Source organism: Embleya sp. NPDC059237, assembly GCF_042754105.1.
Taxonomy (GTDB): domain Bacteria; phylum Actinomycetota; class Actinomycetes; order Streptomycetales; family Streptomycetaceae; genus Embleya.
The window spans coordinates 235867-261061 of sequence record NZ_JBHZAE010000016.1 but is presented as its reverse complement, the minus strand read 5'-3'; the positions used below and the strand labels follow the sequence as shown (position 1 = coordinate 261061).

Annotated in this window: 20 protein-coding genes; 11 read left to right on the top strand and 9 right to left on the bottom strand. The window is 71.7% G+C overall.

Annotation, left to right across the window (positions count from 1 at the left end; genetic code table 11):
• Window positions 1–237: 237 nt before the first annotated feature.
• Both ACFXKZ_RS38685 and ACFXKZ_RS38680 read right to left on the bottom strand, forming a co-directional pair.
• Entirely contained in the window at window positions 238–1710 is a 1473-nt protein-coding gene (locus tag ACFXKZ_RS38685) for a hypothetical protein (protein ID WP_380008046.1), read from the bottom strand.
• A 281-nt stretch (window positions 1711–1991) separates the two neighbouring features.
• A complete protein-coding gene (locus ACFXKZ_RS38680; protein ID WP_380008043.1) occupies window positions 1992–2630 on the bottom strand; it encodes a TetR/AcrR family transcriptional regulator C-terminal domain-containing protein in 639 nt (212 codons plus the stop codon).
• Window positions 2631–2743: 113 nt separating this feature from the next.
• Here ACFXKZ_RS38680 and ACFXKZ_RS38675 point away from each other — a divergent pair, with 113 nt between their 5' ends.
• Window positions 2744–3994: an FAD-dependent monooxygenase gene (locus ACFXKZ_RS38675; protein WP_380008040.1), complete on the top strand. Its 1251-nt coding sequence runs from the start codon at window positions 2744–2746 to the stop codon at window positions 3992–3994.
• Window positions 3995–4033: 39 nt separating this feature from the next.
• Here ACFXKZ_RS38675 and ACFXKZ_RS38670 read toward each other — a convergent pair whose 3' ends face one another.
• Window positions 4034–4705 (bottom strand): TetR/AcrR family transcriptional regulator, encoded by a 672-nt coding sequence (locus tag ACFXKZ_RS38670; protein ID WP_380008037.1) that lies wholly within the window; start codon window positions 4703–4705, stop codon window positions 4034–4036.
• Between the two features lie 79 nt (window positions 4706–4784).
• On the opposite strand from ACFXKZ_RS38670, the gene ACFXKZ_RS38665 reads away from it, so the two are divergent.
• The 5 genes from ACFXKZ_RS38665 (at window position 4785) to ACFXKZ_RS38645 (ending at window position 10418) form a co-directional block, all read left to right on the top strand.
• On the top strand, window positions 4785–5435 hold the full coding sequence (locus ACFXKZ_RS38665; RefSeq protein WP_380008033.1) for an O-methyltransferase: 651 nt from the start codon (window positions 4785–4787) through the stop codon (window positions 5433–5435).
• A gap of 417 nt (window positions 5436–5852) precedes the next feature.
• A complete protein-coding gene (locus ACFXKZ_RS38660; protein ID WP_380008030.1) occupies window positions 5853–6365 on the top strand; it encodes a hypothetical protein in 513 nt (170 codons plus the stop codon).
• A 1156-nt stretch (window positions 6366–7521) separates the two neighbouring features.
• Window positions 7522–8148: a hypothetical protein gene (locus tag ACFXKZ_RS38655; protein ID WP_380008027.1), complete on the top strand. Its 627-nt coding sequence runs from the start codon at window positions 7522–7524 to the stop codon at window positions 8146–8148.
• 42 nt (window positions 8149–8190) lie between these two features.
• A complete protein-coding gene (locus ACFXKZ_RS38650) occupies window positions 8191–9741 on the top strand; it encodes a protein kinase (RefSeq protein ID WP_380008024.1) in 1551 nt (516 codons plus the stop codon).
• Between the two features lie 113 nt (window positions 9742–9854).
• Window positions 9855–10418, top strand: a complete 564-nt coding sequence (locus tag ACFXKZ_RS38645; RefSeq protein ID WP_380008020.1) for a helix-turn-helix domain-containing protein — start codon at window positions 9855–9857, stop codon at window positions 10416–10418.
• 43 nt (window positions 10419–10461) lie between these two features.
• On the opposite strand, the gene ACFXKZ_RS38640 is transcribed toward ACFXKZ_RS38645, so the two are convergent.
• A complete protein-coding gene (locus tag ACFXKZ_RS38640; RefSeq protein WP_380008017.1) occupies window positions 10462–11553 on the bottom strand; it encodes an AraC family transcriptional regulator in 1092 nt (363 codons plus the stop codon).
• Between the two features lie 386 nt (window positions 11554–11939).
• Between ACFXKZ_RS38640 and ACFXKZ_RS38635 the strand changes: the two genes are divergently transcribed.
• Window positions 11940–12956 carry a helix-turn-helix domain-containing protein gene (locus ACFXKZ_RS38635; protein ID WP_380008015.1) on the top strand — a complete coding sequence of 339 codons (1017 nt, stop codon included), beginning with the start codon at window positions 11940–11942 and terminating at the stop codon, window positions 12954–12956.
• A complete protein-coding gene (locus ACFXKZ_RS38630) occupies window positions 12943–14130 on the top strand; it encodes a hypothetical protein (protein ID WP_380008013.1) in 1188 nt (395 codons plus the stop codon). Before ACFXKZ_RS38635 ends, ACFXKZ_RS38630 begins: the two co-directional genes overlap by 14 nt.
• 48 nt (window positions 14131–14178) lie before the next feature.
• Here the strand turns inward: ACFXKZ_RS38630 and ACFXKZ_RS38625 are convergent, their stop codons facing one another.
• Window positions 14179–15090, bottom strand: coding sequence for a hypothetical protein (locus ACFXKZ_RS38625; protein WP_380008010.1), 912 nt, complete (start codon window positions 15088–15090; stop codon window positions 14179–14181).
• A gap of 493 nt (window positions 15091–15583) precedes the next feature.
• Between ACFXKZ_RS38625 and ACFXKZ_RS38620 the strand changes: the two genes are divergently transcribed.
• Window positions 15584–16579 (top strand): hypothetical protein, encoded by a 996-nt coding sequence (locus tag ACFXKZ_RS38620; protein ID WP_380008007.1) that lies wholly within the window; start codon window positions 15584–15586, stop codon window positions 16577–16579.
• A 101-nt stretch (window positions 16580–16680) separates the two neighbouring features.
• On the opposite strand, the gene ACFXKZ_RS38615 is transcribed toward ACFXKZ_RS38620, so the two are convergent.
• Window positions 16681–17826: a Glu/Leu/Phe/Val dehydrogenase gene (locus ACFXKZ_RS38615; RefSeq protein WP_380008004.1), complete on the bottom strand. Its 1146-nt coding sequence runs from the start codon at window positions 17824–17826 to the stop codon at window positions 16681–16683.
• Window positions 17827–17990: 164 nt separating this feature from the next.
• Here ACFXKZ_RS38615 and ACFXKZ_RS38610 point away from each other — a divergent pair, with 164 nt between their 5' ends.
• Window positions 17991–18980, top strand: coding sequence for a LysR family transcriptional regulator (locus tag ACFXKZ_RS38610; protein WP_380008000.1), 990 nt, complete (start codon window positions 17991–17993; stop codon window positions 18978–18980).
• A 602-nt stretch (window positions 18981–19582) separates the two neighbouring features.
• Window positions 19583–20434 carry a hypothetical protein gene (locus ACFXKZ_RS38605; protein WP_380007997.1) on the top strand — a complete coding sequence of 284 codons (852 nt, stop codon included), beginning with the start codon at window positions 19583–19585 and terminating at the stop codon, window positions 20432–20434.
• A 736-nt stretch (window positions 20435–21170) separates the two neighbouring features.
• Here ACFXKZ_RS38605 and ACFXKZ_RS38600 read toward each other — a convergent pair.
• The 3 genes from ACFXKZ_RS38600 to ACFXKZ_RS38590 form a co-directional block, all read right to left on the bottom strand.
• Window positions 21171–23126 (bottom strand): endo-1,3-alpha-glucanase family glycosylhydrolase, encoded by a 1956-nt coding sequence (locus ACFXKZ_RS38600; RefSeq protein ID WP_380007994.1) that lies wholly within the window; start codon window positions 23124–23126, stop codon window positions 21171–21173.
• Between the two features lie 134 nt (window positions 23127–23260).
• Window positions 23261–24145: a hypothetical protein gene (locus ACFXKZ_RS38595; protein ID WP_380007991.1), complete on the bottom strand. Its 885-nt coding sequence runs from the start codon at window positions 24143–24145 to the stop codon at window positions 23261–23263.
• A 229-nt stretch (window positions 24146–24374) separates the two neighbouring features.
• Window positions 24375–25106: a hypothetical protein gene (locus tag ACFXKZ_RS38590; protein ID WP_380007989.1), complete on the bottom strand. Its 732-nt coding sequence runs from the start codon at window positions 25104–25106 to the stop codon at window positions 24375–24377.
• Between the last annotated feature and the right edge of the window lie 89 nt (window positions 25107–25195).

Here is a 25195-nt window from a genome sequence, read left to right as displayed (position 1 = left end):
CCGACCAACACACCCATCTCGCCGCGAGCTTCGAGCCTCGGAGCCCCGCACGCCGGCGGCGGCCCACCCGCCGACTCTGGCCAGCCCCGGACCGGGCACCCGCACCCCGAGGCGCAACGCCCGCCGGAAGTACCCGGCGCACTCGGGAACGCACGGCCCGGGGAGCTCGACCCGACCACCCTCCCGCCCCCTGCTGTCGGCCGGGTTCCCGGCGCTCTGCTCGGCTGTGTGGGTGGGTTACTTGTTGAAGGCCCTGCGGAGGTTGGCCAGTTCGTGGGACAGGATGTCCTGGTCGGTCAGGGGGCCGCCGGTGGCCAGGGTTTCTGGGTCGATGTGTTGGAATTCGGGCATTTGCATGGTGCCGCAGCAGGTGGATCGGTCCTGGGTCGCGCGTAGGCTCGGGGAGTTTTGGTTTGCCGGGTCGACGGTCGTTGCCTCGTGGGTGCCGTCGCCCGTGTAGTTGGGGTCGGTCAGGTTGAGGTGGCCCTCCAGTACCGCGTCGAGTGGGGTTGGGGAGACGACGACCTCGCGGAGGGCGAATCTGTTGCGCAGGAACGTGCGGTGGTTGGCCGGGTCGTTGCGTTCGGCGGACAGGCGCAACATCTGGTTGACCACGTCGGCGTAGGTCGCGTCGGTTGCGGGTGCGGCCACGATTGCGTCGAACAACAGTTTGCAGAGGTGGTCGGCGACCTCGATGAGGACGATCGTGGGGTCCTTGGTCCGGGCCTGGCGGATGCGCTCGAACGCGTAGATGTCGGCGAGTGTGTCGTAGATTCCGCCGGTGAACACCTGGGAGATCGCGTGTACTTCGTTGCCGACCTCGCTGAGCTTGAGGTCATTGTCGGCGTTGCGTAGTCCGAACGGGAGTCCGAGGGCCTGGCCGAATTGTTCGGCGAGGGCGGACAGGAACTGGCGGGCATGCAGGTCGGCCTTGGCGAGTGCGACCAGGGCCTCGGCCTGGTCCGGTTGGGACAGGGCGAGGAAGATCGCGGTGAGGTCGCCGAAGGACTCGTGCAGCCCGCCGGTCTGTGGGGTATTGCCGCTGCTCAGCCAGCCGGGCTTGAGGCCGTCGAGGATGGAGTGCCCGGTCTCGTGCGCGACGATGTCCAGGGACCGGCACGTGAAGACCGGCGAAGTGCCGCCCTGGGGTGTGAAGAACAGGAACTTCAGTGCCTTGGCCGCCCGGCTGTAGAAGGCGTTGGCTCCGGATCCGGCTCGGGGGAAGACGGTCAGCCGGTCGATGTTGCCGCCGACGTTCCAGGCGAACGGGATCGGCGCGCCGTCGTTGTGTCGCTCGTACATCGACACGGTCTCGTGCACCACCGCGAACGCGTGTGCGCAGTCGAACTCGGCGGTGCCCGGGTCGAATTCGAAGTCGCCGGTGGTGTTCCTGGCGACCGGGGTCACCCCGGGAAGCTCGGTCGAGACGCGGGCGTCGGTGGGGCCGTTGAGCACGACCGTGGGTATGAAGACCGAGCGCACGGCCGGGTCGGCGACCGTCGGGTCCTGCTTGAAGATCCGGAAACGGTGACCGGGAACCGGCGGCACCGGTACCGGAATCGGGCGCGGCGCGGGCCGGGGGACCGGTTGCGGGATCGGCGCCGGCGCGGGATCCCCGGCGCGCGGCGCGGGGATCGACGGGGCGGGGATCGGGTGGGTGGGGATCGAGTCGGTGAGAACCGCGCCGTGGACGCTCCGGAGATTCGGCATGTATCCCATCCCGCCTTTCTGCAACGCGACACGGCGCGTTGCCGCGTGTCGGTGAGGGTGACCACGGAGAGCGAAGAGCGAAGGGCCAAGAGCGAAGAGGGAGTAGCGATAAGGGAGTAGCGCAGAGCGAGAAAGCGCGGAGCGAAGGGCGCAGAGCGGCGTTGCTCGCCGCCGTCGTGGTACACCCGGATACCCAGCAGAGTCCGCCGGGTTTGCCGGATGGTCAATACACCGATTTGCGGTTGATCGGGGCATTGTCGGCGAAGCCGAATTCGCCCTGGTTACAACCCTGTTGCGCCGGTCGTACTGCCGATTCGGGCGGCCAGGCCGTCGAGGATCAGTCGTACGCCGTAGCGGAAACGCTCTGCGGAGTCGGTGGCCGTCAGGGCGTCGAGGGCGGGGCCGACGTCGGGGTATTCGCGCGCGTCGATGTCGACGGTGTGCTCCTGCCAGGCGCCCCGGGCGACGAGTTCGTCCCGCGCCTGCTCCTCGATGGTGTGGCCGAACACGAAGTGGAGCAGGGCGAACGCGGCCAGGGCGGCCTCTTCCTGCGGTGCCCCGGCGGCGATGACCGCCTGGATGGCGACCTGGCCGACCCGCAGCGTGTTGGGTTCGCGCACGTAGGTGCCGGAGACGACCCGGGCGCCGTCGCGGTGGGACATCAGCGCGGTGCGCAGTCGCCAGGCCAACTCCGCGAGCCGATCCAGGCCCGGTTGGTCGGGATCGACGTCGCCGACGCCCTCCATCAGCCGCTCGGACATCGCGTCCAACAGTGCCTGCTTGTGCGCGAAGTGCCAGTAGAGGGCGCTCGGTTGCACGCTGAGTACACCGGCGAGCCGACGCATCGTCAGCTTGTCGAGGCCGTCCGTTTCGAGCATGGCCATGGCCCCCGCGAGCACGTCCGAGCGGTGTAGGCGCACGCCGTCGATCCCTTCGTCACCGTGTTGACACGTACCGCCACCCTACCTAACCTGAACAGTGTTCTACATGAACACCGTTCAGGTTGTGTTCGGGAAGAGAACGAGGAGTAATCGTGGAGAACCGCAACGTGCTCGTCGTCGGTGCGAGTGTGGCCGGGCCCGCGCTCGCCTACTGGCTGCATCGATACGGCTTCGACGTCACCGTCGCCGAGCGGGCGCCGGCGCTGCGGCTGGGTGGGCAGGCCGTGGACATCCGGGGCGTCGCCCGGGAGGCCGTCGAGCGGATGGGTCTGGCCGCCGAGATCCGCGGTGCCCACACCGGCGCACGTGGCCTGGCCTTCGTCGACGCCGCGGGGCGTAGTACCGCCACCGTGCCGGTCGACCTGCTCGGCCACTCCGGTGGCGCGGTCGCCGAGATCGAGATCACCCGCGGCGACCTGGTTCGTATCCTGCACGAAGCCACCCGCGCGGACACCGAATACGTCTTCGGCGACGGCGTGATCGGCCTCGACCAGGACGACGACGGCGTCACGGCGCACTTCGTCGGCGGCGGCGATCGCAGGTTCGATCTGGTCGTGGGCGCCGACGGGCTGCATTCCGGGGTGCGGGCCGCCGTCTTCGGCCCGGAAGCGTCGTACGTGCGACCGCTCGGCTCACACCTCGCGATCTTCGCCACGCGCAGCCCCGTGCCGCTCGACGGCTGGTGGAAGTTGTACAGCGACCCGGTTCGCGGCGGGGCGCGGACGGCGGGGCTGTACCCGATCGGCGTCGACGGCGAGGCTAGGGCGATGTTCTTCTTCGACGCGCCGCCCACGGAGTTCGACCGGCACGATCCGGTGGCCGGCCGGGAGTTCGTCGCCGATCGTTTCCGAGGCGCGGGCTGGGTCGTACCCGAGCTGTTGGAGGCCATGTGGGACGTGCCGGACTTCCATCTCGACGCGGCGAGCCAGGTACACATGCAGCGCTGGTCGAAGGGCCGCGTCGTGCTGGCCGGCGACGCGGCGCACTGTCCCGCGCCGCTTTCCGGCATGGGTACCAGCCTCGCGCTGGTCGGCGCGTACGTGCTGGCCGGCGAACTCGCGAGCGCGGGCGGCGAGTACCGCACGGCGTTCGCCCGCTACCGACACGAGATGGCCGACTACGTCGAGCGGTGCCAACGCCTCGCGCTCGACAACACGCCGGCGATCCTGCCCGGGAGCCGGGCCGCGGTGTGGGTGCGCGATCGCACCACGCGCATGTTGCCGTGGACGCGGCACCTGCCGCGCCTGCCGTGGGCGAGCGGCGACGGAACGGACGAGGCCGCGAGCGCGCTCACGCTCCGGGACTACGCGGCCCGCGCGGGTTCGGTCGAGCGGATGGGCTGAACCGCGCGGGGTGGAACGCCCGATTCGGTCTCCGGCCGGTCAGGGGGTGGCGGGGCGGGCGTGGCGGTCGAGGAAGGCGTCGACGAGGGCGTCGGTGTAGGGGGCGTCGATCGGCTCGTCGGTGACCAGGACGCGGTAGTAGAGCGGGCCCACCAGTCGGTCGGTCTCGCCGGCGATGTCGAGGTCGGCGGACAACCGGCCGTCGGCGATGGCGCGTTCCAGGGCGAGGCGGTCGCGTCGGCGCTGCGCGTCGAGCCACTTGGCGCGGAAGTCGCGGCCGAACGCCGGATCGTGCTGGGCCTGGGCGATCAGCGCGCGGAAGACGGCGCCGGAGTCGGACTTCGCGAGGAAGTACGCGAGCCGGCGCAGGTAGTCGCGCAGGTCGTGGGCGAGGTCTCCGGAGTCGGGCATCGTCAGGTCCTCGGCGGCGTCCTCGAGGAAGGCGTCCATCAGTACGTCGGTCTTGGTGCTCCACCACCGGTAGATGGTCTGCTTGGCCACCCCGGCGCGGGCGGCGATGCCCTCCATCGTGACGCCGGCGAAGCCCTTCTCGACGAGCAGGTCGTCGGCCGCCTCGATTACCGCCAGGCGGGCCTGTTCGCTGCGCCCGTGTCGGTTGCCGTGGTGTTGTCGAGCCGATCCGCCGGGGGCGTCCGATCCGCCGACGGTGGGGGTGGTGCGGGCGTCGGCGCCCGGTGTCCTCGATGTCATCTCGCCTCCTCGGGTCGAGGGTATTACATCCGGGAAAAGCCGCTAGCGTAGACGCGACGTTGCGTCTACGCTAGCGGCCATGACATTCACTCACACGCTTGCCGACCCCCGCATCCGCACCGCCCTCGACCGGATGTTCGCCCTGGCCGAGCGCGACGACGCCATCGCCGCGACACTGCCCGCCGGCTACGCCTCGATGTCGGCCCACGAGAAGGCCGACGCCGCGGCGGGGATCCACATGCCGATCTCCGCCGCGGGCGGTGTGCTGCTCTACAACCTGGTCCGGGCCACACGCCCGACGACGGTGGTCGAGTTCGGCATGTCGTTCGGGATCTCCACGCTGCACCTGGCCGCGGCCCTGCGGGACAACGGTGCGGGACGCGTGTTCACCACGGAACTCAGCAAGGAGAAGATCGCCGCGGCCCGCGGCACCTTCGCCGAGACCGGCGTGGACGACCTGATCACCGTGCTGGAGGGGGACGCCCTCGACACCCTCGCCGCACTGGACGCACCCGCCGACTTGGTACTGCTCGACGGCTGGAAGGACCTGTGCCTGCCGGTGCTGCGCCTGCTGGAGCCGCGCCTGCGGCCGGGCACGCTCGTGGTGGCCGACGACATCGACCAGAGCTCGATGCAGCCGTACCTCGACTACGTACGTGACTCGGGCAACGGCTACGAGAGTGTGAGCTTCCCGGTCGAGGACGGGATGGAGATCAGCTGTCGCCTGTGACGAGGCGGGGCCGGGTGCGGCGGCCGGGGTCGAAGGTCAGGGGTCAGCCGAATCGCGTGCGAGGGGTGGGTCGCCGCGCGTGATTCGGCCTATCGGTCACGCCGGGTGGTTTCTAGACTCCCCATGGGTTCCACCGGGATCGTGGGGCGTCGGGCCGATATCCGGCCCCGGCCCCGGGCGTCGACGCGGGTGTTCGACCCGTTCATTCGCCATGCCATCCAGGGGGACACCGTGCGCGTCCGGAGGTCGGATCGCACGTCCCGACGGGCGTTCGCGCCGCCGCCGATCCCGCTCGCACCGGGAACACCGGCGGAGGAGCGCGAGCCCTTCGGGTACGGCGGGCCCGTGGCTCCCGATGAATGGGGCCGCCACGGCGGGGACTTCGTCGATCGGGAGCGGGGGTCTCGGGGGAGGCTCGTGCTCGCGGCGTTGCTCCTGGTCGCCGGCGCCGTCGTCGCCACCGTCCTGTTGACCGGTGGCGACGACGGCGCCGACGCGGCGGCGCCACCCGGACCGGGCACCTCGGGGGCGCCCGGCCCGGGGGCGTCCGGCAGCGTGATTCCGGTGACCGGCGAACTGCTTGCCGCCTATCGGCCGCAGCAGGTGACCAGACAGGCTGTCGAGGGCGGGATCCGGGTGACCTGGCGAGCGCCCGCGCGCACCGACGGGATCGCGGGATACCTGGCCATCGCGCAAAGTCCGTCCGGCACCTACCAAAAGACAGCGTTCCCGGCGGCGAACACGATGGACGCCGTGCTCTCGGGGGATCCCGTGACCGCCGATTCGTGCGTGATCGTGGTGACGGTGATCGACGGAACACCCGGGATGAAGGTGGCGCCGGGCGGCCTGGTGTGCGCGACGGGCGGGCCGGGGGCGCCCGGATCGATGCCGCCGTCCGCCGCGACGAGGAAGCCGGAATCGAAGCCCTGACCGAAATCGCAACCGAAGCCGAAGCCGAGGTCGACGCCGCGTCGCCATGGTTAACGCCGACGCCGACGCCCGGATCGGGCCCGCCGGACCGGGCCGCCCGAGCCGTCCGTCCGTGCCGCGCCCCGTGCTTCGCCCGACCGAAGGAGCCGTCGTGACCAGTTCTTCCACTCCTTCCATGGTGCCTGCGTGGCCCGTCGTCCGCATCGAACTGTCGACGGACGGCAGGGTCCGGGTGGACGGCACCGAGGTTCCGGTACCGCCGGGCGTCGACCCCCGCGCGACCGCGGTGGAGGCCGCCGCGGCGAGCGCACGCCTCCTGCGCCGTCCGGTGCGGGTCGCCGCCGTCGAGCCGGACGGCACCCTGTTCCCGCTGATCGTCGCCGAGAACGGCGAGGTGGCCGCGGCGAACGACCCGGTCGCCCCACCACACAAGCGGCGCACGCGCCCCGGCCGACGCAAGCGCGACCCGGAGGCCACCACCTCACCGGTCCGGCGGTTCGGCGAACCGAGCGGACCGACGGCCGCGTTCGACGCTCCCGAAGCCCCGCGGGGGCCTTCGGCCGGGCGGGGAGAGGGACCGACGCCCGTACCAACGGCCCCGGAGGAACTCGCGCCACCGACGAGGGACCTCCGGCCGCCGGAGTCGGAGACCGCACCGACGGCGATGCCCGCGCCCGCGTCCGCGACGGTGACGCCCGCGCCCATGCCTGCGCCGACGCCCGCGCCCGCCACGGGGAAGTCTGTGCCGACGTCCGAGCCGATGGTGGCGCCTATGCCCACACCGGCGGCGACGCCCGCGCCGACGTCGCTCACGCCGACGGGGACGTCGGCGCCCACACCAACGCCCGCGGCCGCGACGGGAATGTCCGCGCCGGCGGGGGGTGGGCGGGCAGGGTCGGTGGTCGGCTCGGGGTCGGGCGACGGTTCGGCTTCGCCTGAGGCATCTGCGTCCGCGTCCGCCTCGGCTTCGGCGTCCGCCTCGGCTTCGGTGGCCGCTTCGGGGGCGGGGGCGGCCTTGGCTTCGGGGTTGCCCGAGGCGTCCGCGCCTGCGCTTTCGCACGTTCCGGTGCCCGTCTCAGGCTCCGCCGAGGGAGTCTCGACCGGTTCGGGGGCGCCCTCCTGGCAACCGCCGGGGCGGCGTCCCGCGCCTGTGTCGGTGGGCGCGGAAGCCGGCGTCGAGCCGGCCGTGTTGCAACCGCCCGCGTCCGGAGCGGCGGGTGCGCCGGAGCCGACCGTCGAACAGGCCCGGGCCGTTGCCGAGATCGCGCGGGCGCTGCAAGCCGGCGATGGTGAGCGGGCGATGACGCTGGCCGCCGCCCTCGATGCGGCCGTCGAGGCGGGGGGCGATCATCGGGCCGTGCCCGCCGCGCGTGAGGTGCACGCGTATGTGGCGCTGATGACCGATCGGCCGGGACTCGCGGTGGAGTTGTACGCCGATGCCGCACCGGCCTGGGTCGGCCGGCCCGAGGAGAGCGCCCGGATGGCCAGGAACGCGCACTATTCGTGGTTGCGCGTTGCCGAGCCGCGGTCCGCGTACGATCTCGGCCCGGTCGTACTGCGCGCGTACGCGACCGTGCCCGAGGACCCCGGGCGGGAGGCGGTTCGCGACCGGATGCGCTCGTTGCGCGCGCGGCTGTCCGACGGCCGGCCCGCAGGCGCTCTCGAAGGCGTCCCCGGAACTTCTCCGGAACACCTCGGCGCGGCCCCGGAGTTCGCGTCGTCCCGATTGCGTGACGGCGATGATCCGGATTGCGATCGCAAACCCGGGGCTACCCACGGGTAACGGGGTGGGGAGGAGCCGGAACCCCTGCGCTAGGGTGACGCCGTGCCTTCACCGCTCGCCGGCCGCTTCACCCTCGTCGACCCGGTTGGGACCGGAATGTCCGGCTCGGTATGGCGGGCGTTCGACCATCGGTTGGACGGCTACTGTGCCGCCAAGCTGGTGCGTCCGGCCGACGCGGGTCTACTGCTGCGTGTGGTTCGCGAACAGGGCTTCCGGATGGAGCACCGGCACGTCGCGTCGCCCTACACGTGGGTGGCCGACGGCGACGTACTGATCGCCATGGAGCTGTTCGCCGGCGGATCGCTCGCGTCGTTGATCCGCGACTACGGCGCGTTGCCGAGGTCGTACGCGGCGGTGATTCTCGGCCAACTCCTCGACGCCCTGGACCACGTGCACACGGTCGGCCTCCTGCATCGCGACGTCAAACCGGCGAACGTGCTGCTCGACGTGACCGGTCACGACATGCCCCGCTGTCTGCTGGGCGACTTCGGCCTGGCGCTGTCCCAGGAGGGACCCAGGCTGACCGAGTCCGGTCACGTCGTGGGCACTCCGGGCTACCTGCCGCCGGAGGCGTCGCTCGGCGCGGCGCCGGACGTGCGGCGCGACCTGTACGCGCTGGGCGTGCTGGCGTGGCAACTGCTCACCGGCCACGAGGATCCGCCCGACGAGCCGCCGACCGTGCCGGTGGGAGCCGATCCGCTGTGGGACCTGGTGGGTGCGATGACGTCCGCCGACCCGTACGAGCGGCCCGAGAGCGCCGCGCGGGCGCTGGCCCGGTTGCGGCAGATCCAGGGAAGCGCCGGGGAACGCGAGCCGGTGGTACCCGCGTTCACCGCCGACGGGGAGCCGATCGAGGTCTTCGACGTGCTCGGCCCGCTCCCCGGGCACGCTCCGGCGGGGCCGGTCCTGCGGGGCGTGCCGCGCGACCCGGAGATCCGGATGGACGGCGGGCCGAGCGCGCGGGGGAGCGCCGCGCTGCGCTTCGTGCCGCTGCCCGGGCCGATGCCCGAACCCCTGCCGAGGCCCACCGGCGAACCAGGACCCGGGCCCACGGCCGCGCCCATCCCCGGACCCGCGGCCGCACCCGCCCCCGGGTCCGCACCCACGCCCGGGTCCGCACCCGCCCCCGGGTCCGCACCCACGCCCGCACCGCCGACCCACGCGCCGCCGCGCCACAACCCCGGCGCTCCCGAAGCTCTTTGGGCCACGCCCGCGCCGGTCTCGCGGCCGGCCGGAAATCCACGTCCGTCGACACGTGTCGTGAGGCGGCGCGGCCTGCTGCTCCTGGGCGGGCTGGTCGCCGTGGGGGCGACCACGGCATGGCTGACCATCGGCGGGGACCCGGCCGACCCGCCCACCCCGAAGTCGCCGCCGCGGACGACGGGCTCCACGGTGACGGGGGCGGTTTCCCCCGGCACCGACCCGGTACCCACGCCCTCCGGCACCACCCGGCCCCCGGCGCCCGTCGCGGGCGACACCCCCTGCCAGTGGTACGAGGTGATGACCGAGGCGCGGACCACGTCCGGCACGCGGGTGCGCTGCACCTATCGCGACGACGGCTCGTATCGCTGGACCCCGCTCGGGACGGGGTGAAGCGAGCCGGGGCCGACGCGATTCCCGGCTCTGTGCCGAAGGCCACGCGAGAACCCGCCGGCGGACCCGAAATTGCAATTGCAAACGCGTCGTTCGAGCGGCATCATGCGACGATGACGAAGGCACCGGGGGACGAGGAAGCGATCGCGCGCAACCGCGCGCGGCAAACCCAGTGGTACGGCGAGCCGTTGCAGGATCGCTTCCGCCGGCTCCTGGGACGCCTGGGCGCGTCGCAGTTGGAACTCGCCGCCGTGCTGGGCCTGTCCGCGCCGATGCTCTCCCAACTGATGTCCGGGCAGCGGGCCAAGATCGGCAACCCGGCCGTGTTGTCCCGACTCCAGGAGATCGAGGCGCTGGTCGCCTCCGCCGACTTCGAGCGCCTGCCGGACGCCGACCGGGCCGTCGCGTTGGAGCGGATCAGGTCGCATCAGCCCAGTACCCGTACCGCGTTGCGACTGAACGGGCCGGAGGTGCTGACCGGGCCGGCCGCCGATCCGGCCGTCTCGGTGCAGGCCGTGTTGCGGGCTGCGGCCTCGGCCGCCGAGATCGAGGCCGCGGCCGAGTTGCTCGCGGCGGAGTACCCGGGCCTGGCCGAGGTGTTGCGCGTATATGGCAACGGGCGCACTGCCGATGCCCGCGAGCACTTCCGGGCCACGGTGCCGCTTCCGTCGTGGTGAACCGGCGGCCGGCGACGCCGCCGACCGCCGGCTCGCGCCCGCCTCATCCCGCGGCGCGCGACACCTTGTCCTCGGCAGCCCCGTGTCGCAGGGTGTAGGACGGCAACTGCCCATAGGTTTCGCGGTACATCGACCCGAAGCGTCCGAGGTGGCCGAAGCCCCAGCGCAGGGCGATGTCGGTCACGGTGTCCCGGGACCTGCCCTCGGCCACGTTGATCAGGTCGGCGTGCGCGCCCGCAAGACGCACCCGGCGCAGATGGCCGACGGGGGTCACGCCCAGGTGCACGCGGAACTTCTCCTGGAGGGTGCGCACGCTCATCCCGGCCGCCGCGGCCACGGCGCCGACCGAGATCGGCTCCCCGGCGTGTTCGGCGCAGTACGCCAACGCCCGGCGCAGCCCGTTCGGTTCGTCGGCCCCCGAGCCGGTCCGCAGCGGACCGGCGCCGTGGGCGGGCGCGCAGGAGAGCAGGCCGTGTACGAGGACCTGCTCGAAGTGCCGGGTGGCCGTGCGCGAACCGACCAGGTGCCCGCCGCCGGAGTCGACCATCGTGGCGAAGTCGCGGGCCAGGGAGAGCCACTGCCGTACGCCGAGGTCGCCGGCGTCCAGGTAGGGCCCCAACTCGCGAGAGCCCCAGGGCGAGCGGACCACACCGTTGCCCATCGCGCGCTGCATCACCTCGCCGGGGATGCGCAGGAGCACCACGGACGTGTCGGGTTCCCAGGACAGACGCGACGGGCGGTCGGGGCCCAGGACGCAGGGGGAGAGCGTGTTCTCCGTGCCGTCGATCAGCACCCGGCCCCAACCGCGGTGACGGATGGGGATCAGGTAGTCCGGCGAGCTGCCGTCGAGGTATACGTCGGCCCGAGCGCCGTAGGCGAGTTCGTGGATCGTGACGATGCCCTCGTGCAGGGCTCGGAAGGTGGCGTTGATCCGACCGCCGGGCACGCGCAGGCGGTGCGGGCCCAGACGGGACGCGACCGCCGCATGCACCGCGGCCGGGTCGGTACCGCGGTAGAGCACACGTCGGTGGGGGCCGGCATCGGTCGGCCGAGGGCGCGGTATCGCGGGCGCGGACCCGGGGCCGCCCTGCTTCCGCTCGACCAGGACGGGTCGGAAGTCTGTCGATGCGGACATGATCTCCTGGCTTTTCACGTCGCGGGGACGGTTCACGGGGGATACGGTGCGCCCGTCGTCGCGGCGCGGCGGGTGCACCGACGCGACGGACGGGTCCCGGATCGGCGACCCGGCGACCGGGCCGTGGGCAGCGTCGCGGCTGCCCGTGGGCGGGAGAATCGGGCGCCGGTGATACGTACCCGTCGGCCCCATTTGCCCGTCCCGCATTGCGTCCGCCGATCGTTTGGGACATTCGAATGTCACGGACCGCGTTCGATTGAACGCCGGTTTGTAGATTGTGTATCGGAGCGGGAATCGACATAAGGTCGAGGACGTTACCTAGGACTGGTAAATTCACCGGTAACTACGTGGGCCGCGTAGGGTCGGCTCAGTCACGGGGGCTCAGAATGTCGAAAATTGAAGACCGAAACCCGCTGCCTACCGCGTTGTTGGCCACCCCGGCCATGATCAGGGCCTGCGCCGACCGCGATCTGGGGGCCATATTCCGGCTCGCCCAGGAAGACCTCGGATTTACTCTGAGCAAATTGGCGCGGCTGTGCGAGATGACGCCGAGCCGCGTCGCCGATTACGTCAAGGGAAGGGCTCAGGTCCGCCAACAGCACGTGGTCGAGCGTGTTTCCCAGGGCCTGCGCATTCCCGGCGAGATGCTGGGTCTGGCCCCGCAGCCGTGGGAGGAGGACGTGCCCGCGCAGTCGCCCGACCCGGTCGCGCCCGGGGTCCGGCCCCCCGCGCCGCGCAGCGCCGGCACCGACCGGCGCGAGCCCGGGCAGCGCGGCGCGGCCGACTACTGGGAGCCGGCCCCCCGGGATGCTTCCCCGCACGCGCCGCACCCGTTCGGCGACGCGGTCGAACTCTCGCTCGACGTGGACATCGTGGTGGACCGGGACGGGCACGTGCGGCTGACCTACCGCCAGGTGGTGCTCAACCTGACCGGCCGCCCGCTCACCCGGATGGTCCGGGAGCTGTGGTTCGAGCGCACCCGCGGCCGGCTCACCATCACCCCCACCGACGCCTGCGACCGACAGATCGCGATCCAGCGGCTGTACGACACCACGGGGCTGACCAAGTTCGCCTGCCAGATCTCGCCCCCGGTGCCGCCCGGGGAGACTACCGTCATCGAATACGTTTGCGAGGGAGGGTTGTTCGTGGATGCGACGTACTGGCACCAGGCCATCGCGCGGCCTACGCGGCAGTTCTCCCTGAGCGTGACCCATCACGGTGTCGCCGAGTTCCGCGGGTGCGGCGCGGTCGAGGAACATCCGGACGGCTCGGAGAACTCGATCACCCAGCACACCCGCTGGAGCCTCGACGAGGACCGACTGCACGTGACGCTCTCCAGGCAGGACCTGGTCGCCAACGAATATGTGACGCTGCGTTGGGATGTGGTTCATGACAGTGCGTGACGAGGTCGAGGCGGCGATCCGCGCCTGGCACCGCTTCGAGATCGAGCGGGGCGGTGCCGCGATCATCGAATTCGACTTCTTTCCGCCGGCCGATCCGGTGCCGGCCGCGGGCAGCCGGCTGGAGGTGTACGCGCGGCTGAGCGCGCTCGCGGCGGCGCCGGAGGTGGCCGAAGTGCCCGGCCTGGCCGGCCGGCTGGCCGCCGATCTCGCCTACCTGGGAACGCAGTTGGGCGAACGGCCGGCGCTCGGTCCGTACGTGCGGGCCACCCAGGGATGCGCGGTCGCGGGCTGGTCGGCCGACTACGTCGGCGAACGCGGCCTGCTGGCCCAGCGACTCCTGGACAAGCTGGGCATCGGCTGGCACGGGGCCACCGATCGGGACCTGCGCGTCCTGGAGGAGCCGGTGGCCCCCGAGGAGGTGTCTGCCGAGATCCGGGCGGCCGCCGCCGCGTACGAGCCGGCCGTCCGTGCGCTCACCGGCGCGCACGCGGCGTACGAGCTGAGCATCGAATGTGTCGACGTCGACGCCTACTGGGCCTACTGGCTCGACGGCGCCGGGCTGAACGTGCGGCTGCGGCTCAATCCGCGCAACGCCCGCTTCACCCGGGCCGGCACCCGGCAGTTCGCCCTGCACGAAGTGCTCGGCCACGGCCTGCAGGCGGCGAGCTTCGCGGACCGCTGCGGCAGCGAGGACGTGCCGTGGGTGCGGGTGTTGTCCGTACACGGGCCCACCCAGGTGGTCCTGGAGGGCCTGGCCCAGGCGATGCCGCTGCTCGTGGCACCCGACGACGACGTGCTGATCGCCCGCGTACGCCTCGACCACTATCTGCAACTGGTGCGCAGCGAACTGCACCTGGCGATCAATCGGGGCGTCGGCGCCGGCGCGTGTGCGGCGCACGCCCGCGCGCGGGTGCCGTTCTGGGACGACCAGCAGATCGCCGACCTGATCGGCGACCGGGGGGCCAACCCGCTCCTGCGCTCCTACCTGTGGGCGTATCCCGCCGGATTCGACTGGTTCGTCCGACTGATCGAGGAGGGCGGCCCGGTGGCCCACGAGGTGGTGCGCGCGGCCTACCGCAGCCCGCTGAACCCCGACGACCTGCACCACCTCTGGGCCGCGGGACCGCGCGTCGGCGGCAGCGGAAACCCGTCGCCGCCGCGCCCGCTCGCCTAGGGCCCCGACCCCGTCGCACCGGGCCCACGATCGGGCCCGGTCGGCCGCTCAGGAGCCGGCCCGCGCCGCCGTCAGCCGTCGCCGCGCCGCGCGCGCCCCCGGCGAATCCGCGACCCCGCCGACGGCGTACGCGTGCAGCACCAACGCGCCCGCCGCGTCCGCCGCGACCGGGTCGGTCACGCGCAGCCAGCAAAAGTGCGCGTTGGCGGCCATCCGGGCCGGCGCATCCCCGGCCCCGCCGTCACCGAGTGTGGCCGCCTCGGCGTACAACCGCACCGCCACCTCGGGGTGCCCGGTGGCCAGCGCCACGTATCCGTAGACCTCGCGCGCGGCCAATCGCTCCGCCGCACCGGCCGCCGTCGTCCCCGTGCGGGAGTCCAACTCGGCAGCCAGCGTCAACGCGTCGGCGTGGTCTCCCGTGCCCATCGCCGACCGGATCAGGTCGAGCAGTCGGCGCTGTTCGGCGCCGGGCGTCGGCACGCCGCCGCCGAAGGTGTGCGCCGCGGGGACCGGCGGATGCGCGTTCGCGGCCGGCCGCGGCGGGGTCCACGACGGGGTCGCCACGTCGGCCCCGGCCATGGCCGGCGGCGCCACGGCGACCGGTGCCGCGGTCACCGGCGGCGCGCCCTCGGTCGGCGTCGGCTCGGCGCCCGAAGGGGACCCGGGTCGCCGCAGGCCGAATATGCCGCGCCGACGCGCGGCCGGGATCGGCGCCCCCGCCTCGGCGATCGAACGATCCGCGTACACGTCCAACGGGAAGATCGTGCCGTCCGCCTCCCGCGCGTGCACCCGCACCGGCTGCCCGAGCAACCGCGCCCGCTCGGCGACCACGGCCAGCGCCGCCCCGCGCGGATCGTCCCCCGGGGCCACGACGACCACCTCGCCGGCCACGCGCACGGAGTGATCGGCCGAGATCTCGACGAGGACGACGGGTCGGTCGGCTGCGACGTCAATTGCCACGGGGGCTCCTCGATATCAGGAATCGGCACTTACGCGACACGGGGGTGACGCGCAGTGGAAATCCGGTTACGGCGCCGATCGACGGAGGGTGGCGATCGAATGCCCCCGGCGCCGCGTCGATGCGCGGACCGGCCGGAATGAAACGGGACGGAACTGAGCGGAACTGAATCGGAGCATACATAGGAGAGCGTTCGACGAACAGCGGCAGGACCTCGAACGGCGCAACAGTTCGACGTCGAACTCTTGGGTTCCGATATTTCCCGGCGACCGAATCACGGCATCGATGTTTCCGGCGTATTACCATCCTTCGACACCGCCGGACCGCCGACCGTCGGGGGCGAGCCGGCGACCGGGGTCCGCAATGTCCCGCATTCCCTGCGGTTACCTTTCGGTTTACCGAGAACGGGTAACCGTGGCGACCTTTGCGCACCCGCCACGCGCCGGGATCCTGGCAACCGCCAGGCACGATCTCGCATCGGCGGAGAGACGACGCATGAAACTCACGAACAAGGTCGACGTTCTCGGCGGGCCCAGGGACACGATCGAGTTCCCGTCCCCGGCCCGGACGGCGGCGGCGATCCGGCGGCTCGCGGCGGTGTACCCGCACACCGCCCTGCCGAGCATCCACGAGGAACTGGTCGCCGTCCGGCGACACGCCACCACCCTGCGGGCACCGGGCGACCCCGACGACTCGCGCGTCGACCCGCTGACCAAGGCGCTGGCGCGCGGCGTGTCCGCGTGGGCCCTGCACGACCTCGGCGACACGCGCGAGGCACTGGCGATGGCCCAGGCCGGACTGCTCGACGCGGTCGTGGAGGCGCGCGACCCCAGCGCCGAGGTCTGGCTGCGCGGCGTCCAGTCGCTGATCGCCTACCGCGCCGGCTGGGTCCACGAATCACTGCGCTACGCCCGACTCGGCGCCTCCGTACGCGACATGGGGGTCGGTACCGCATCGGTCTGGCTGCACTCCCTGGTCGCCCTCACCCAGGCCACCCTCGGCGACGCCCTCGCCGCCTCGGCGGCACTGCGCGCCGCGACCGACGCCCGCAAATTGGCCCGCCGCGACGAACTGGACGAGATCGGCGGTCTGCTCACCTTCGACCCGGCCGAACAAAGCGCCTACGAGGCACTGACCCGGGTCTTCATCCCCGGCGCCGAACGCCGCGCGATCGAATGCGGCGAGACCGCGCTCGGCATGTACGCCGCGATCACGCCCGAACGTTATTCGAGCACCGACGAGATGATCGCCCGGGTATCCATCGCACTCGCCTACGCGAACCTGGACGAGATCGACGCGACCGCCGAGGCACTACGCCCCGTGCTGCGCATCGAACCGTCCTGGCGCGTCGACGGATTGCGCTCCCTTGTCATGCTGGTGCACGAGCGCCTTCGTCGGCCGATGCGGGTGCGCGAGACGCGGGTGCGCGAACTCCAGGAGGAGATCGAGACCTTCTGCCAGATGCCGCTGTCCGTGGACAGCCACACCTGAGCCCGATGAATTCCCGGGAACCTCGCCGGCGGCACCGCAAGAGCCCGCCGCGTACGCCGACGGGTGAACCCGGACCCGGAGTTCGCGCCCCGACACCACGGTCAGGAGGCCACCCGTCCCTTCAGCCGCATCGCCGCCAGGACCCGCTCCTGCGCCAACGCGCGGGCGGCCTCGTGCGACGTGACCCCACGGCGCGCGCTCTCCTCGTACACCCGCACCGCGTTCTCCCGCAACTTCGTGGACACGCTCGCCCGGATCACCTCCGCGTCGGGCCGGAACGCGGAATACCGCGCGTCCATCGCGAACCCGGCGGCCACCACGCCACCCGCGTTCGCGATGAAGTCGGGCACCACCACGACCCCGCGCTCCGCGAGGACGCGCTGCGCGCCCGGCGAGGTGGGCAGATTGGCACCCTCCACCACCAGACGGGCGGTGATGCGATCGGCCACCCCCTCGTCGATCACGTCCTGCAGCGCCGCCGGGACCAACACCTCCGCCGGCACCACCAGTTCGGAACCCAACGCCTGCACCACCCCGCCGGCGTACTCCTTGACCGCGAGATCGCCGAACTCCGCATGCAGGCGCGACAGGCGCTCGACGTCCAGACCGGCCGGGTCGTACAACGCCCCGTGCACGGAGGAGACCGCGACCACCGTCGCACCCAGCTCGGCGAACCGGCGCACCGCCGCCGAACCGACCGCGCCCAGCCCCTGGATCGCCACCCGCGCCCCGGCCAGGGGCAGGCCGATGCGCGCGGCCAGCGCGTCGGCCACCTCCGCGACCCCGTACCCGGTCACCCCGAGTCGGTCGTACGGCACCCCGCCCAGCACGGAATCGGTGCCCACCGCGGCCCCGCGGTCGCCCAGTTCGTCCTGGATGATCGCGGCATCGTCCTCGGTCAACCCCATGTCCAGGCCGAACACGTACTCGGCGGGCACCTCGTTCGACAACGCCCGGGCGAACGCCCGCAGTACGGCCTCCTTGTCCCGACCGGTGGGATCGCCGACGATCCCGGCCTTGGCGCCCCCGTAGAAGAGGTCGACCGCGGCCCACTTCCACGTCATCACCCGGGCCAACCGGGCCACTTCACCGGTGGTCACCGTCGGGGACATCCGGGTACCGCCCTTGCCCATCCCACGGGCGGTGTTGTCGATGACCAACACGCCCTTCATACCGGTTCGGGTGTGTGACACGGAGACGACCTTCTCCGGCCCCCACTGATCCATCAGCGACAGGACATCCGACATGGCGAAGCACTCCTCGAGGCCCAACGATCGATTCGGTCGACGTGCTTCAACAGCGTCGTGGTCGGCACCACGGGTGCCAAGGTCCGCCAGACCGCGACCTCTTTCGAGTCAGGGCAAGGAACTCTGATGCTCAACCCCCGTTCCAGCCAGGCCAAGGACATGTGATGCTCAACCCCCTGCATCTGCGCACGCTCGTCGAGGTGGTGGTCACCGGATCGTTCGCCCGCGCCGCACGCCGCACCGGATACACGGCCTCCGCCGTGTCCCAACAGATCGCCGCACTGGAACGGGCGGTGGGCACACCGCTGTTCGAGCGCGAGGCGCACGGGATCCGGCCGACCGGGATGGCCTTCACGATCGCCGAGCGAGCCCGCGAGTCGATCGCGGTACTGGACAGCCTGGAACGCGACATCCGCGACGTGGTCCAGGGCCGCAGCGGGCGCCTGCGCCTGGGTGCCTTCCCGACCGCCGGGGAACGCCTGGTCCCGTCGGCGGTGGCGGAGTTGACCCGTTCCCACCCCGGCGCGGAGATCCTGCTCGACGAGGCCGAGCCCGACGACCTGCTGCCGCAGGTGCAAAAGGGCGAACTGGACCTGACCCTGGTCTTCGCCTACGACCTGGTGCCGCGGGTGTGGCCCGTCGAACTCACGGTGTTCCCGCTCATCGAGGAGACGCTGGTCGTGGTGGTACCGGCCGGGCATCACGCGCTGCGCCGCGCCGACGGGATCGACCTCGCCGACCTGGCCGACGAGCGCTGGGTGGCCAGCAGGCCGGGAACCGCGGGCGCCACCAGCCTGTTCCGGATCTGCGCGGCGCACATGTTCGCTCCCAGGGTGGCCTTCCGGAGCAACGACTACGACGTGGTCCAGGGCCTGGTCGCGGCCGGTGCGGGGGTGGCCATCGTGCCCGGTCTGGCCTACCAGCCCCGGGACGGCATGGTCGCCATACCGCTGGCGCAGACCCCGTCGCACCGCCGGGTGTTCGCGCTGTATCGCACCGCCAACCACAACCCGCTCCTGAAGGCCGCCCTGGACGCGTTCGTGCTCGCCGGGCGATGCCTCCAGGGCCGTTTCGTGCGCGCCGACGAGTCGATCCGATCGACGTCCGAAGAAGAGGACGAGGCGCCGCCTACCGAACTCGATGAGGCGGTTTGATCGGCGTGTGACAGTTCACCGGAAGCGGATTTCCGATTTCCGCTGCACGGTCGGGATTTCCATATTCGAGGCGGCGGTCCGGCAGGTGCCGTGATCGCCGATTCGAAATGTCTCGGGAAATAGGGCGTGGCTCCTCGGTGGCCGGCCCCGGGGGACGGTGGGAGGTGTGTGCCGGCGTCACAACGGATGAAGAATGGGAAGAAAACGGGAGTAAATCGGACTGATCGACCCGACGATGCGACCCCGACATGCTCGCTCGTGGGTGTCGCTCCACCCTGGGCACAGGCTGTCGCGAGCCGGGCGATCCGGTGCCCGGGCCCGGGGGAGAGGGGCGGTTCCGCATTACCGATCCATTCGCCCGCCTCAGTGAAGCAAAGGGCGGATCCCGACGTCAAGGACACCGGGCGAATATCCATTGTGCGCGACCGGCGCCTACCGGCGGCATTTCGATTTCCGCACGGAAATGCGCGTCCATCGGCGCGGATGGCCCTATGGTGTCCCCGATGCGCGTGCGCCGACTCGCGCCGTCGGACGCGCGGGGAGGTCTCGATCGAGACCGCACGACGCGGGCGCGGCGCGTCGAGGATCCAGGGGAGGCGCACATGATCGACCCGGCTTCGGTGCCGGCTTCACCGGTGATCGTGATCGAGATGACCGCGCGGGGCGAGACGGTGGTGGACGGTGTACTCGTGCCCGCACCGGCGGAGTTCGCCCGCACGGAGGCGATCCGTCGGGTCTCGGTCAAGGCGCTGAGCCTGGGCCGGGCGGTGCGGACCGTGGCGGTGGAGGCGGACGGCACCCGATGGCCGCTGATCGTCGACGTGGACGGCGAGGTGACGGCCGTGGACGCGCACCCGGCCCCGGACCCCCGGCCCCGGCTGCCGCGACCGGTACTCGTCGAGGAATCGCCCGCGCGGCCGACCGCCGGGCAACCCGCCGCGCCGGTGCGGTTCGAGACGGTCGAGGCCCCGCGCGCGACCGCCGTCGAGCCCGTCGACGCGCCCGTCCCCGACCCGACCCCGGACCCAATCCTCGATGCCTCCGCGGCCGAGCGCCGACACGCCCTGCTCGTGCGCATCCATACCGCCGTGGCGGCCGAGGACTGGACCGAGGCGCGCACCCGTGCCGTGCAGCTCACCGCGGACGACCCCCATCCCCCGCGGGGCGCCCGGGAAGTGCGCGCCTACGTCGCCGCCCTGACCGGGGAACCGGAACTGGCCGCGCGGATCTACGCGGACCTGGTCCTCGAACCCGAGGCGGACGCCGAGTCGGACGCGGCGCTTCGGCAACTCGCGGACAACGCGTACACCAGTTGGCGCCGCGTGGCGCGGCGGCGGGCCAGACTCGACGTCGGCCCCTCGGTGCTCCGTGCCCAGGTACGGGCACGCGGCACCGACGACCCCGCGACGCAGGCCGCGCGACGTTGGTTGGAAGAGCTGCGCCTGTTGGACTGACGGGCCGGGTGCCGGGTTGCCCCGGTGCCGATCGGCAAGCGCCAGAGCCGCTTGTCCTTCACGCCATATTCCTTCAGCCTGTGGGCACTTGGCCGGATGCCCGCCATGGCGCAGGCTGGTCGCATCGAAGGGCTCGACCCCGACTGCAGCGGATGCTCACCTTCGATGCGAACCCTACGGGTCTCTCGACTCAACCCTCGCCATCCTTCGGGAACGGAAGGAAATCTGACATGATTTGCTCTGCTTCGTCCATTGGTGGAGGACACGGAGGCCGCGGTGGCGGCACCCGAGGCGGAACTCGCACCGGCGGCACGAAGCCTCCGCAGAGCGTGCACTGGTCGGTCGAGTTCTGCGACCGGTCGGCCGACCACCCGACGTCCGCCGAGGCGGCTTCAGGGAACTGAGCGGCGCGGGCTCGGGCGACAGCCGGGCGTTCCCCCTCAATGGCGCGGGGAGACGTACCCTCTCGGCACGCGCCGCCCGAGCCCGCACCGCCCGTACCCGTACGGCATTCGGAGTCCCACCCCCACCGATCCCGTACGCGTCCGCGACGGCCCGGATGCGCGACCCCCATCGCGCACCCGGGCCGTCGTGTTTGTGCGTCGTGGACCGGGCCCGGCGTCAAAGTCCGTGCGGCGCGAGGTTGTCGACGACGTTCCGAGGGCGTCCCGAACAGGCGGCGGGGCCGGGCCCGTTCGGACCCGGCCCCGCCGGTCGTACTCCCTGCCGTGACGCGTCAGCCGGCGCCGGGCCGGCCGCTGCTCGTGCCTCGGTAGCCGAGATCCTGCGCGGCGAAGTCCTTCCGCACCACATGTGCGGAGGAGACCGTCGCGACTGTGGCCGCACCGCGCACGATCGACGCCGAGTTGGTGCCGTAGGCGAGCGGGAACAGCCTCGCCTGCACACCGGCGGCGGCCTGGTAACTCTGGCCGGCGCCCCCGATCGTCGCGTTCACCGTCGCCGGAGCGACGAGGAACGTGAGCACCTCCACCGAGTCCCTGGGCGGGTCGGTCCCCGCTCTGGGGGTCATCAACTTCGTCTGACCGCCCGTCGGCCGGGCCGCGGCGAACTGCACGCGATGCGTGAGATACGCCGTGTCCCGGGTGATCGCGGGCCACGCACCGGTCTTGAGCCGGACCAGGTAGTAGTCCGAGATGTCGACCCAGGTGTGCCCCGAGTTGGCCGAGGGCGCGAACTGGGTGCCCTCGGAGTAGTCGTTCCAGGTGGTCAGTTGCACCCAGTCGGCGCCGCCGGAGATGCTGTTGTCCCAGGAGACCCGCAGGTTCTCGGTGTTGTTCGCCTCGTCGTAGATCCCCTGGTTGGGACGCTCGTCCTGCACCGCGACCGGCTGCATCCAGATCTTGCCGAGGCCGTGCGCCTTGGCGATGTCCGATCGGATGTTGCCCTGGCGGTTGGGACTGCGATTGCCCCAACTGGAGAACCCGTAGCTGACCGAGGCGTACTTGTCGGCGTTCGCCGCGAAGTTCAGGAACACCGGGACCAAGGCGACCCTGGTCTGGTGGGACTTCTCCATCGCGGTGATGAACTGCCCCCACCACTGCGGTGTCTGCTGCTCCGCCTTGAAGGGGGAGATCACCACCCGACCGTCCGGGAGCCGCCGGACGGAGGCGGAGGACGCCAGGTCGGCCATCGACGCGGCGAGACCGGCGGGGGTGACGTCCTTGAGCGAGGTCATGTCCGGCATCGGCACGATCGTGAAGCCGGGATCGGTGCTCTCGGCCGCCTTGATCAGCGTCTTGAGCCTGCTCCAGTGCGCACCGGTGGTGTTCAGTACGTCGACGGTGAAGCCGTCGACACCGGCGGCGGTCGCATCCCGGATCTCCCGTTGCATGTCCGCGAGTTGCCAATCCCCGGGCAGTGGCGCGCGCGGCGCCGGCCGATCCCGCAGCAGACCTCCGTAGGCGGCGTGCTTGCCGCTCTCGCCCGCCGGGTCGAGGTAATTGCGCTGGTAGTAGTCCTGATTCGGCTCCTTGTTGTCGAGGGAGGCGGGGTAGGGGGTGAAGTAGTGCGCGTACACCTTCTTGTCGCTCGCGCGCAGTGCCGCCGTGGACGGCATCTCGAAGGGCAGCGCTCCCGTGGTGGGGGTGGACGGATCGGTCCAGCGGACCGAGAGCCGGGGAGCCTGGGCGGCCCCCGCGCGCGTGGACTGGAACACGCCCTGCGCGCCCTTGGCCGCGGTCAGCGCGAAGGTGTACGACCCGTTGCCGGTGAACGTCGAGGACACGTCGATGGATCCGACCTGCCCCGCGGCGAACCCGTCGCGCGAGCCCACCTCGTCCCCGAACGCGGGCTGCCGGTTCCAGGTCAGCGTCTTCGCCGACCAGGTACCGGTGACCTTGTGCACCCGTACGGAAGTGTCGGTGGTCCGGGCCGAGTACAGGTCCAGACTCAGCCGCACGTCCCGGGCGCCCGCGGGCACGCCCGCGACGGTGAACCGCAGGAAGGCGCGACGCTCGGAGCGCGCGACCCCCTCGCAGGTCTCCGGACACACCGACAGCCAGGTCTGCGAGTCGTGGGTCTTGGCCGGAGCCACCTGACTCACATAGGCGTTCTCGGTGGTGGGCACCGTGGCCTTGGAGTTGTCCGAGTCACCCGACGCGACCCCGAAGGTGACGGCACCGCCGACCAACAGGAACGCGGGCAACACGAATTTGAGCGAACGAAATCGCAAGAAGCCCTCCACGGTACTTCGAGACAACCGACGTCGACTTTCCCGCGATCGGCAGGGGCCCGAATCGGGCCACGACACGACACGGCCCGGCCCCGAAGGGGACGCCGGCGCGGCGCGACGTCGGGAGCGGGTGGTCAGCCTGCGGCGCCGGGCCGGCGGGGGTCGCGTCGGTGGGGGCGGCGGCCGATCAGCAGGAGTGCGCCGACCCCGGAGACGAGCACGGCCGCGGACGCGCCGGCGATCCGCAACACGCCGTCACTCGCGCCGGTGTGGGCCAGTTGACCCGGCACATCGCCCGAGACGGGTGGGGTTCGCTGGTCGTCGGGAGGAGTCGACGCCGAGGTCGACGTCGACGGTGAGGTGGACGGGGGCTTGGACGTCGTGCCGGCGGACGTCGAGGGGCTGGGCTTCGAGGTCGGCGCGCCGGTACTGGGCACGGCGGTGGTCGGCGGGGCCGTGCCGGTCGGCGGCGCAGTGGTCGGCGGCTTGGTCGACGGCTTCGGCGACGACGGCGCGCATTCCTTGCCGCCGTTCCAACCCGCGATCAGGTCGGTCGGGAATTTCGCGTCGGGATAACGCGGCAGCGGATTGGCCTTCCCGTCGAAGACCTTGTCGTTGCCGTACAGATCGATCTGGCCGAAGCACGGCGGCGCGTAGCGGTTGATGTCGAGGGCGGCGGTGGGGTGCGCACCGGTGAGGGACGCCGTGCGGGATCCGAGATAGCGCTGCACCCCCGAGGTCTTCCAGGTGGGACCCTCCGCGCTGTACGCGGCGAGGGTGACCTTGTACGTGCAGGACTTCGGCACGTTGCCGGCGACACGCACGTTCACCTTGGTGGCGAGGGAACCCAACAGGCCCGCCTTGGACCAGGTCTTGCCGTTGTCGACGGACCATTCGATGGCGGCCGTCCCGCATGCCTTGGCGTCGCCGTCGCTCGCGTGGGCGGGGCCGGCGCCGGCCACGGTCGCGGCCAGCGCCACGGCGCCGACGCCCAGGCCCGTGGCGAGCCTGCCGGGCACCCTTCGTCTGATCGTCGTGTCGGTGTGACTTCGTTGCACTGTGCTGCTCCCCGGGCTGGGTGAGGGGTGACGACTCGATCCGCGGTCGGAGGGAGTCCGGGGGCAGGTTCGCGCCGTGCGTGAGTGTGAGGAAGGGCGAGTCGGTCACCCGGGACGGGTATACGCGCGGGTAGCCGCCGTCCGCCGTCCTTGTCGTCCTTGTCGTCCTTGTCGTCCTCTTCGTCCGCCGTCAGGCCGACTGGGCGCCGACGCCTTCCGGCAACACCCGGCCCACCCAATCCCGTACCGCCGCCTCGGTGGACCCGGCGTCGGTCGACTCGCGTCGGTCGAAGACCCGGAACCGAGCCGCGTCGTCGGTCGCGAGCCGCTCGAACAGGACCGCCTTGTGATGCAGTTGCACCGGGTCGAGCAGTTTTTCGTGGTCCTGCGCGCGCACTCGCTCGACGACGGCTTCCGGTTCGTCCACGTTGATCAGCACGACACCGGGGAGCGGTCGCCATTCGGCGACGGTCGCCAGGAACCGGCGCGCGCTGCGGTGTGCCCGGTCGACGTCGCCGGGATGGCGGGCGACCGCGTCCTCGACGGCCGCCGTGTAGATGCCGCGCTGCTCGACGACGGTGCGTCCGGCGGCCAGGAACAGCCGGGCGGATTCGTAGCGGTGGGCCTGCATCGCGATCAGGGTCAGCGTCTCCGAGGCGGACCGTCCGCCCCTGATGTACGGGTCGCCCCCGACCGCCTCGGCCAGCGCCATCAAGGTGGCGAAGTCCGGCCGGGCGTTGGGTTCGCGGGTGGATCCGACGAAGATGCGCGGGGGTGAGATGATCGACCGCAGCAGCGCCGAACTCACCTCGTACGCCTCCAGTCCCTCCACCCCCACGAGCAGGCCGGGGCGTCTGACGCGCCCACCCGTGGTGACTTTGGACTCACGTTCTCGGATGGGGTCCTGCGTGGTCTGAGACATGGTCGAATGTTGCGCCGGGGCGATCGGTCGACAACAGGCCGCGACGGGCACCAGCGACGGGTAAACCCCATGGTAATAAGGAGAGTTCG

Coding starts and splice junctions, on each gene's coding strand:
- ACFXKZ_RS38685 (WP_380008046.1), bottom strand. CDS start 1,710: ATGCCGAATCTCCGGAGCGTCCACGGCGCGGTTCTCACCGACTCGATC.
- ACFXKZ_RS38670 (WP_380008037.1), bottom strand. CDS start 4,705: ATGACATCGAGGACACCGGGCGCCGACGCCCGCACCACCCCCACCGTC.
- ACFXKZ_RS38630 (WP_380008013.1), top strand. CDS start 12,943: ATGACAGTGCGTGACGAGGTCGAGGCGGCGATCCGCGCCTGGCACCGC.
- ACFXKZ_RS38640 (WP_380008017.1), bottom strand. CDS start 11,553: ATGTCCGCATCGACAGACTTCCGACCCGTCCTGGTCGAGCGGAAGCAG.
- ACFXKZ_RS38620 (WP_380008007.1), top strand. CDS start 15,584: ATGAAACTCACGAACAAGGTCGACGTTCTCGGCGGGCCCAGGGACACG.
- ACFXKZ_RS38635 (WP_380008015.1), top strand. CDS start 11,940: ATGTCGAAAATTGAAGACCGAAACCCGCTGCCTACCGCGTTGTTGGCC.
- ACFXKZ_RS38645 (WP_380008020.1), top strand. CDS start 9,855: ATGACGAAGGCACCGGGGGACGAGGAAGCGATCGCGCGCAACCGCGCG.
- ACFXKZ_RS38605 (WP_380007997.1), top strand. CDS start 19,583: ATGATCGACCCGGCTTCGGTGCCGGCTTCACCGGTGATCGTGATCGAG.
- ACFXKZ_RS38665 (WP_380008033.1), top strand. CDS start 4,785: ATGACATTCACTCACACGCTTGCCGACCCCCGCATCCGCACCGCCCTC.
- ACFXKZ_RS38615 (WP_380008004.1), bottom strand. CDS start 17,826: ATGTCGGATGTCCTGTCGCTGATGGATCAGTGGGGGCCGGAGAAGGTC.
- ACFXKZ_RS38590 (WP_380007989.1), bottom strand. CDS start 25,106: ATGTCTCAGACCACGCAGGACCCCATCCGAGAACGTGAGTCCAAAGTC.
- ACFXKZ_RS38610 (WP_380008000.1), top strand. CDS start 17,991: ATGCTCAACCCCCTGCATCTGCGCACGCTCGTCGAGGTGGTGGTCACC.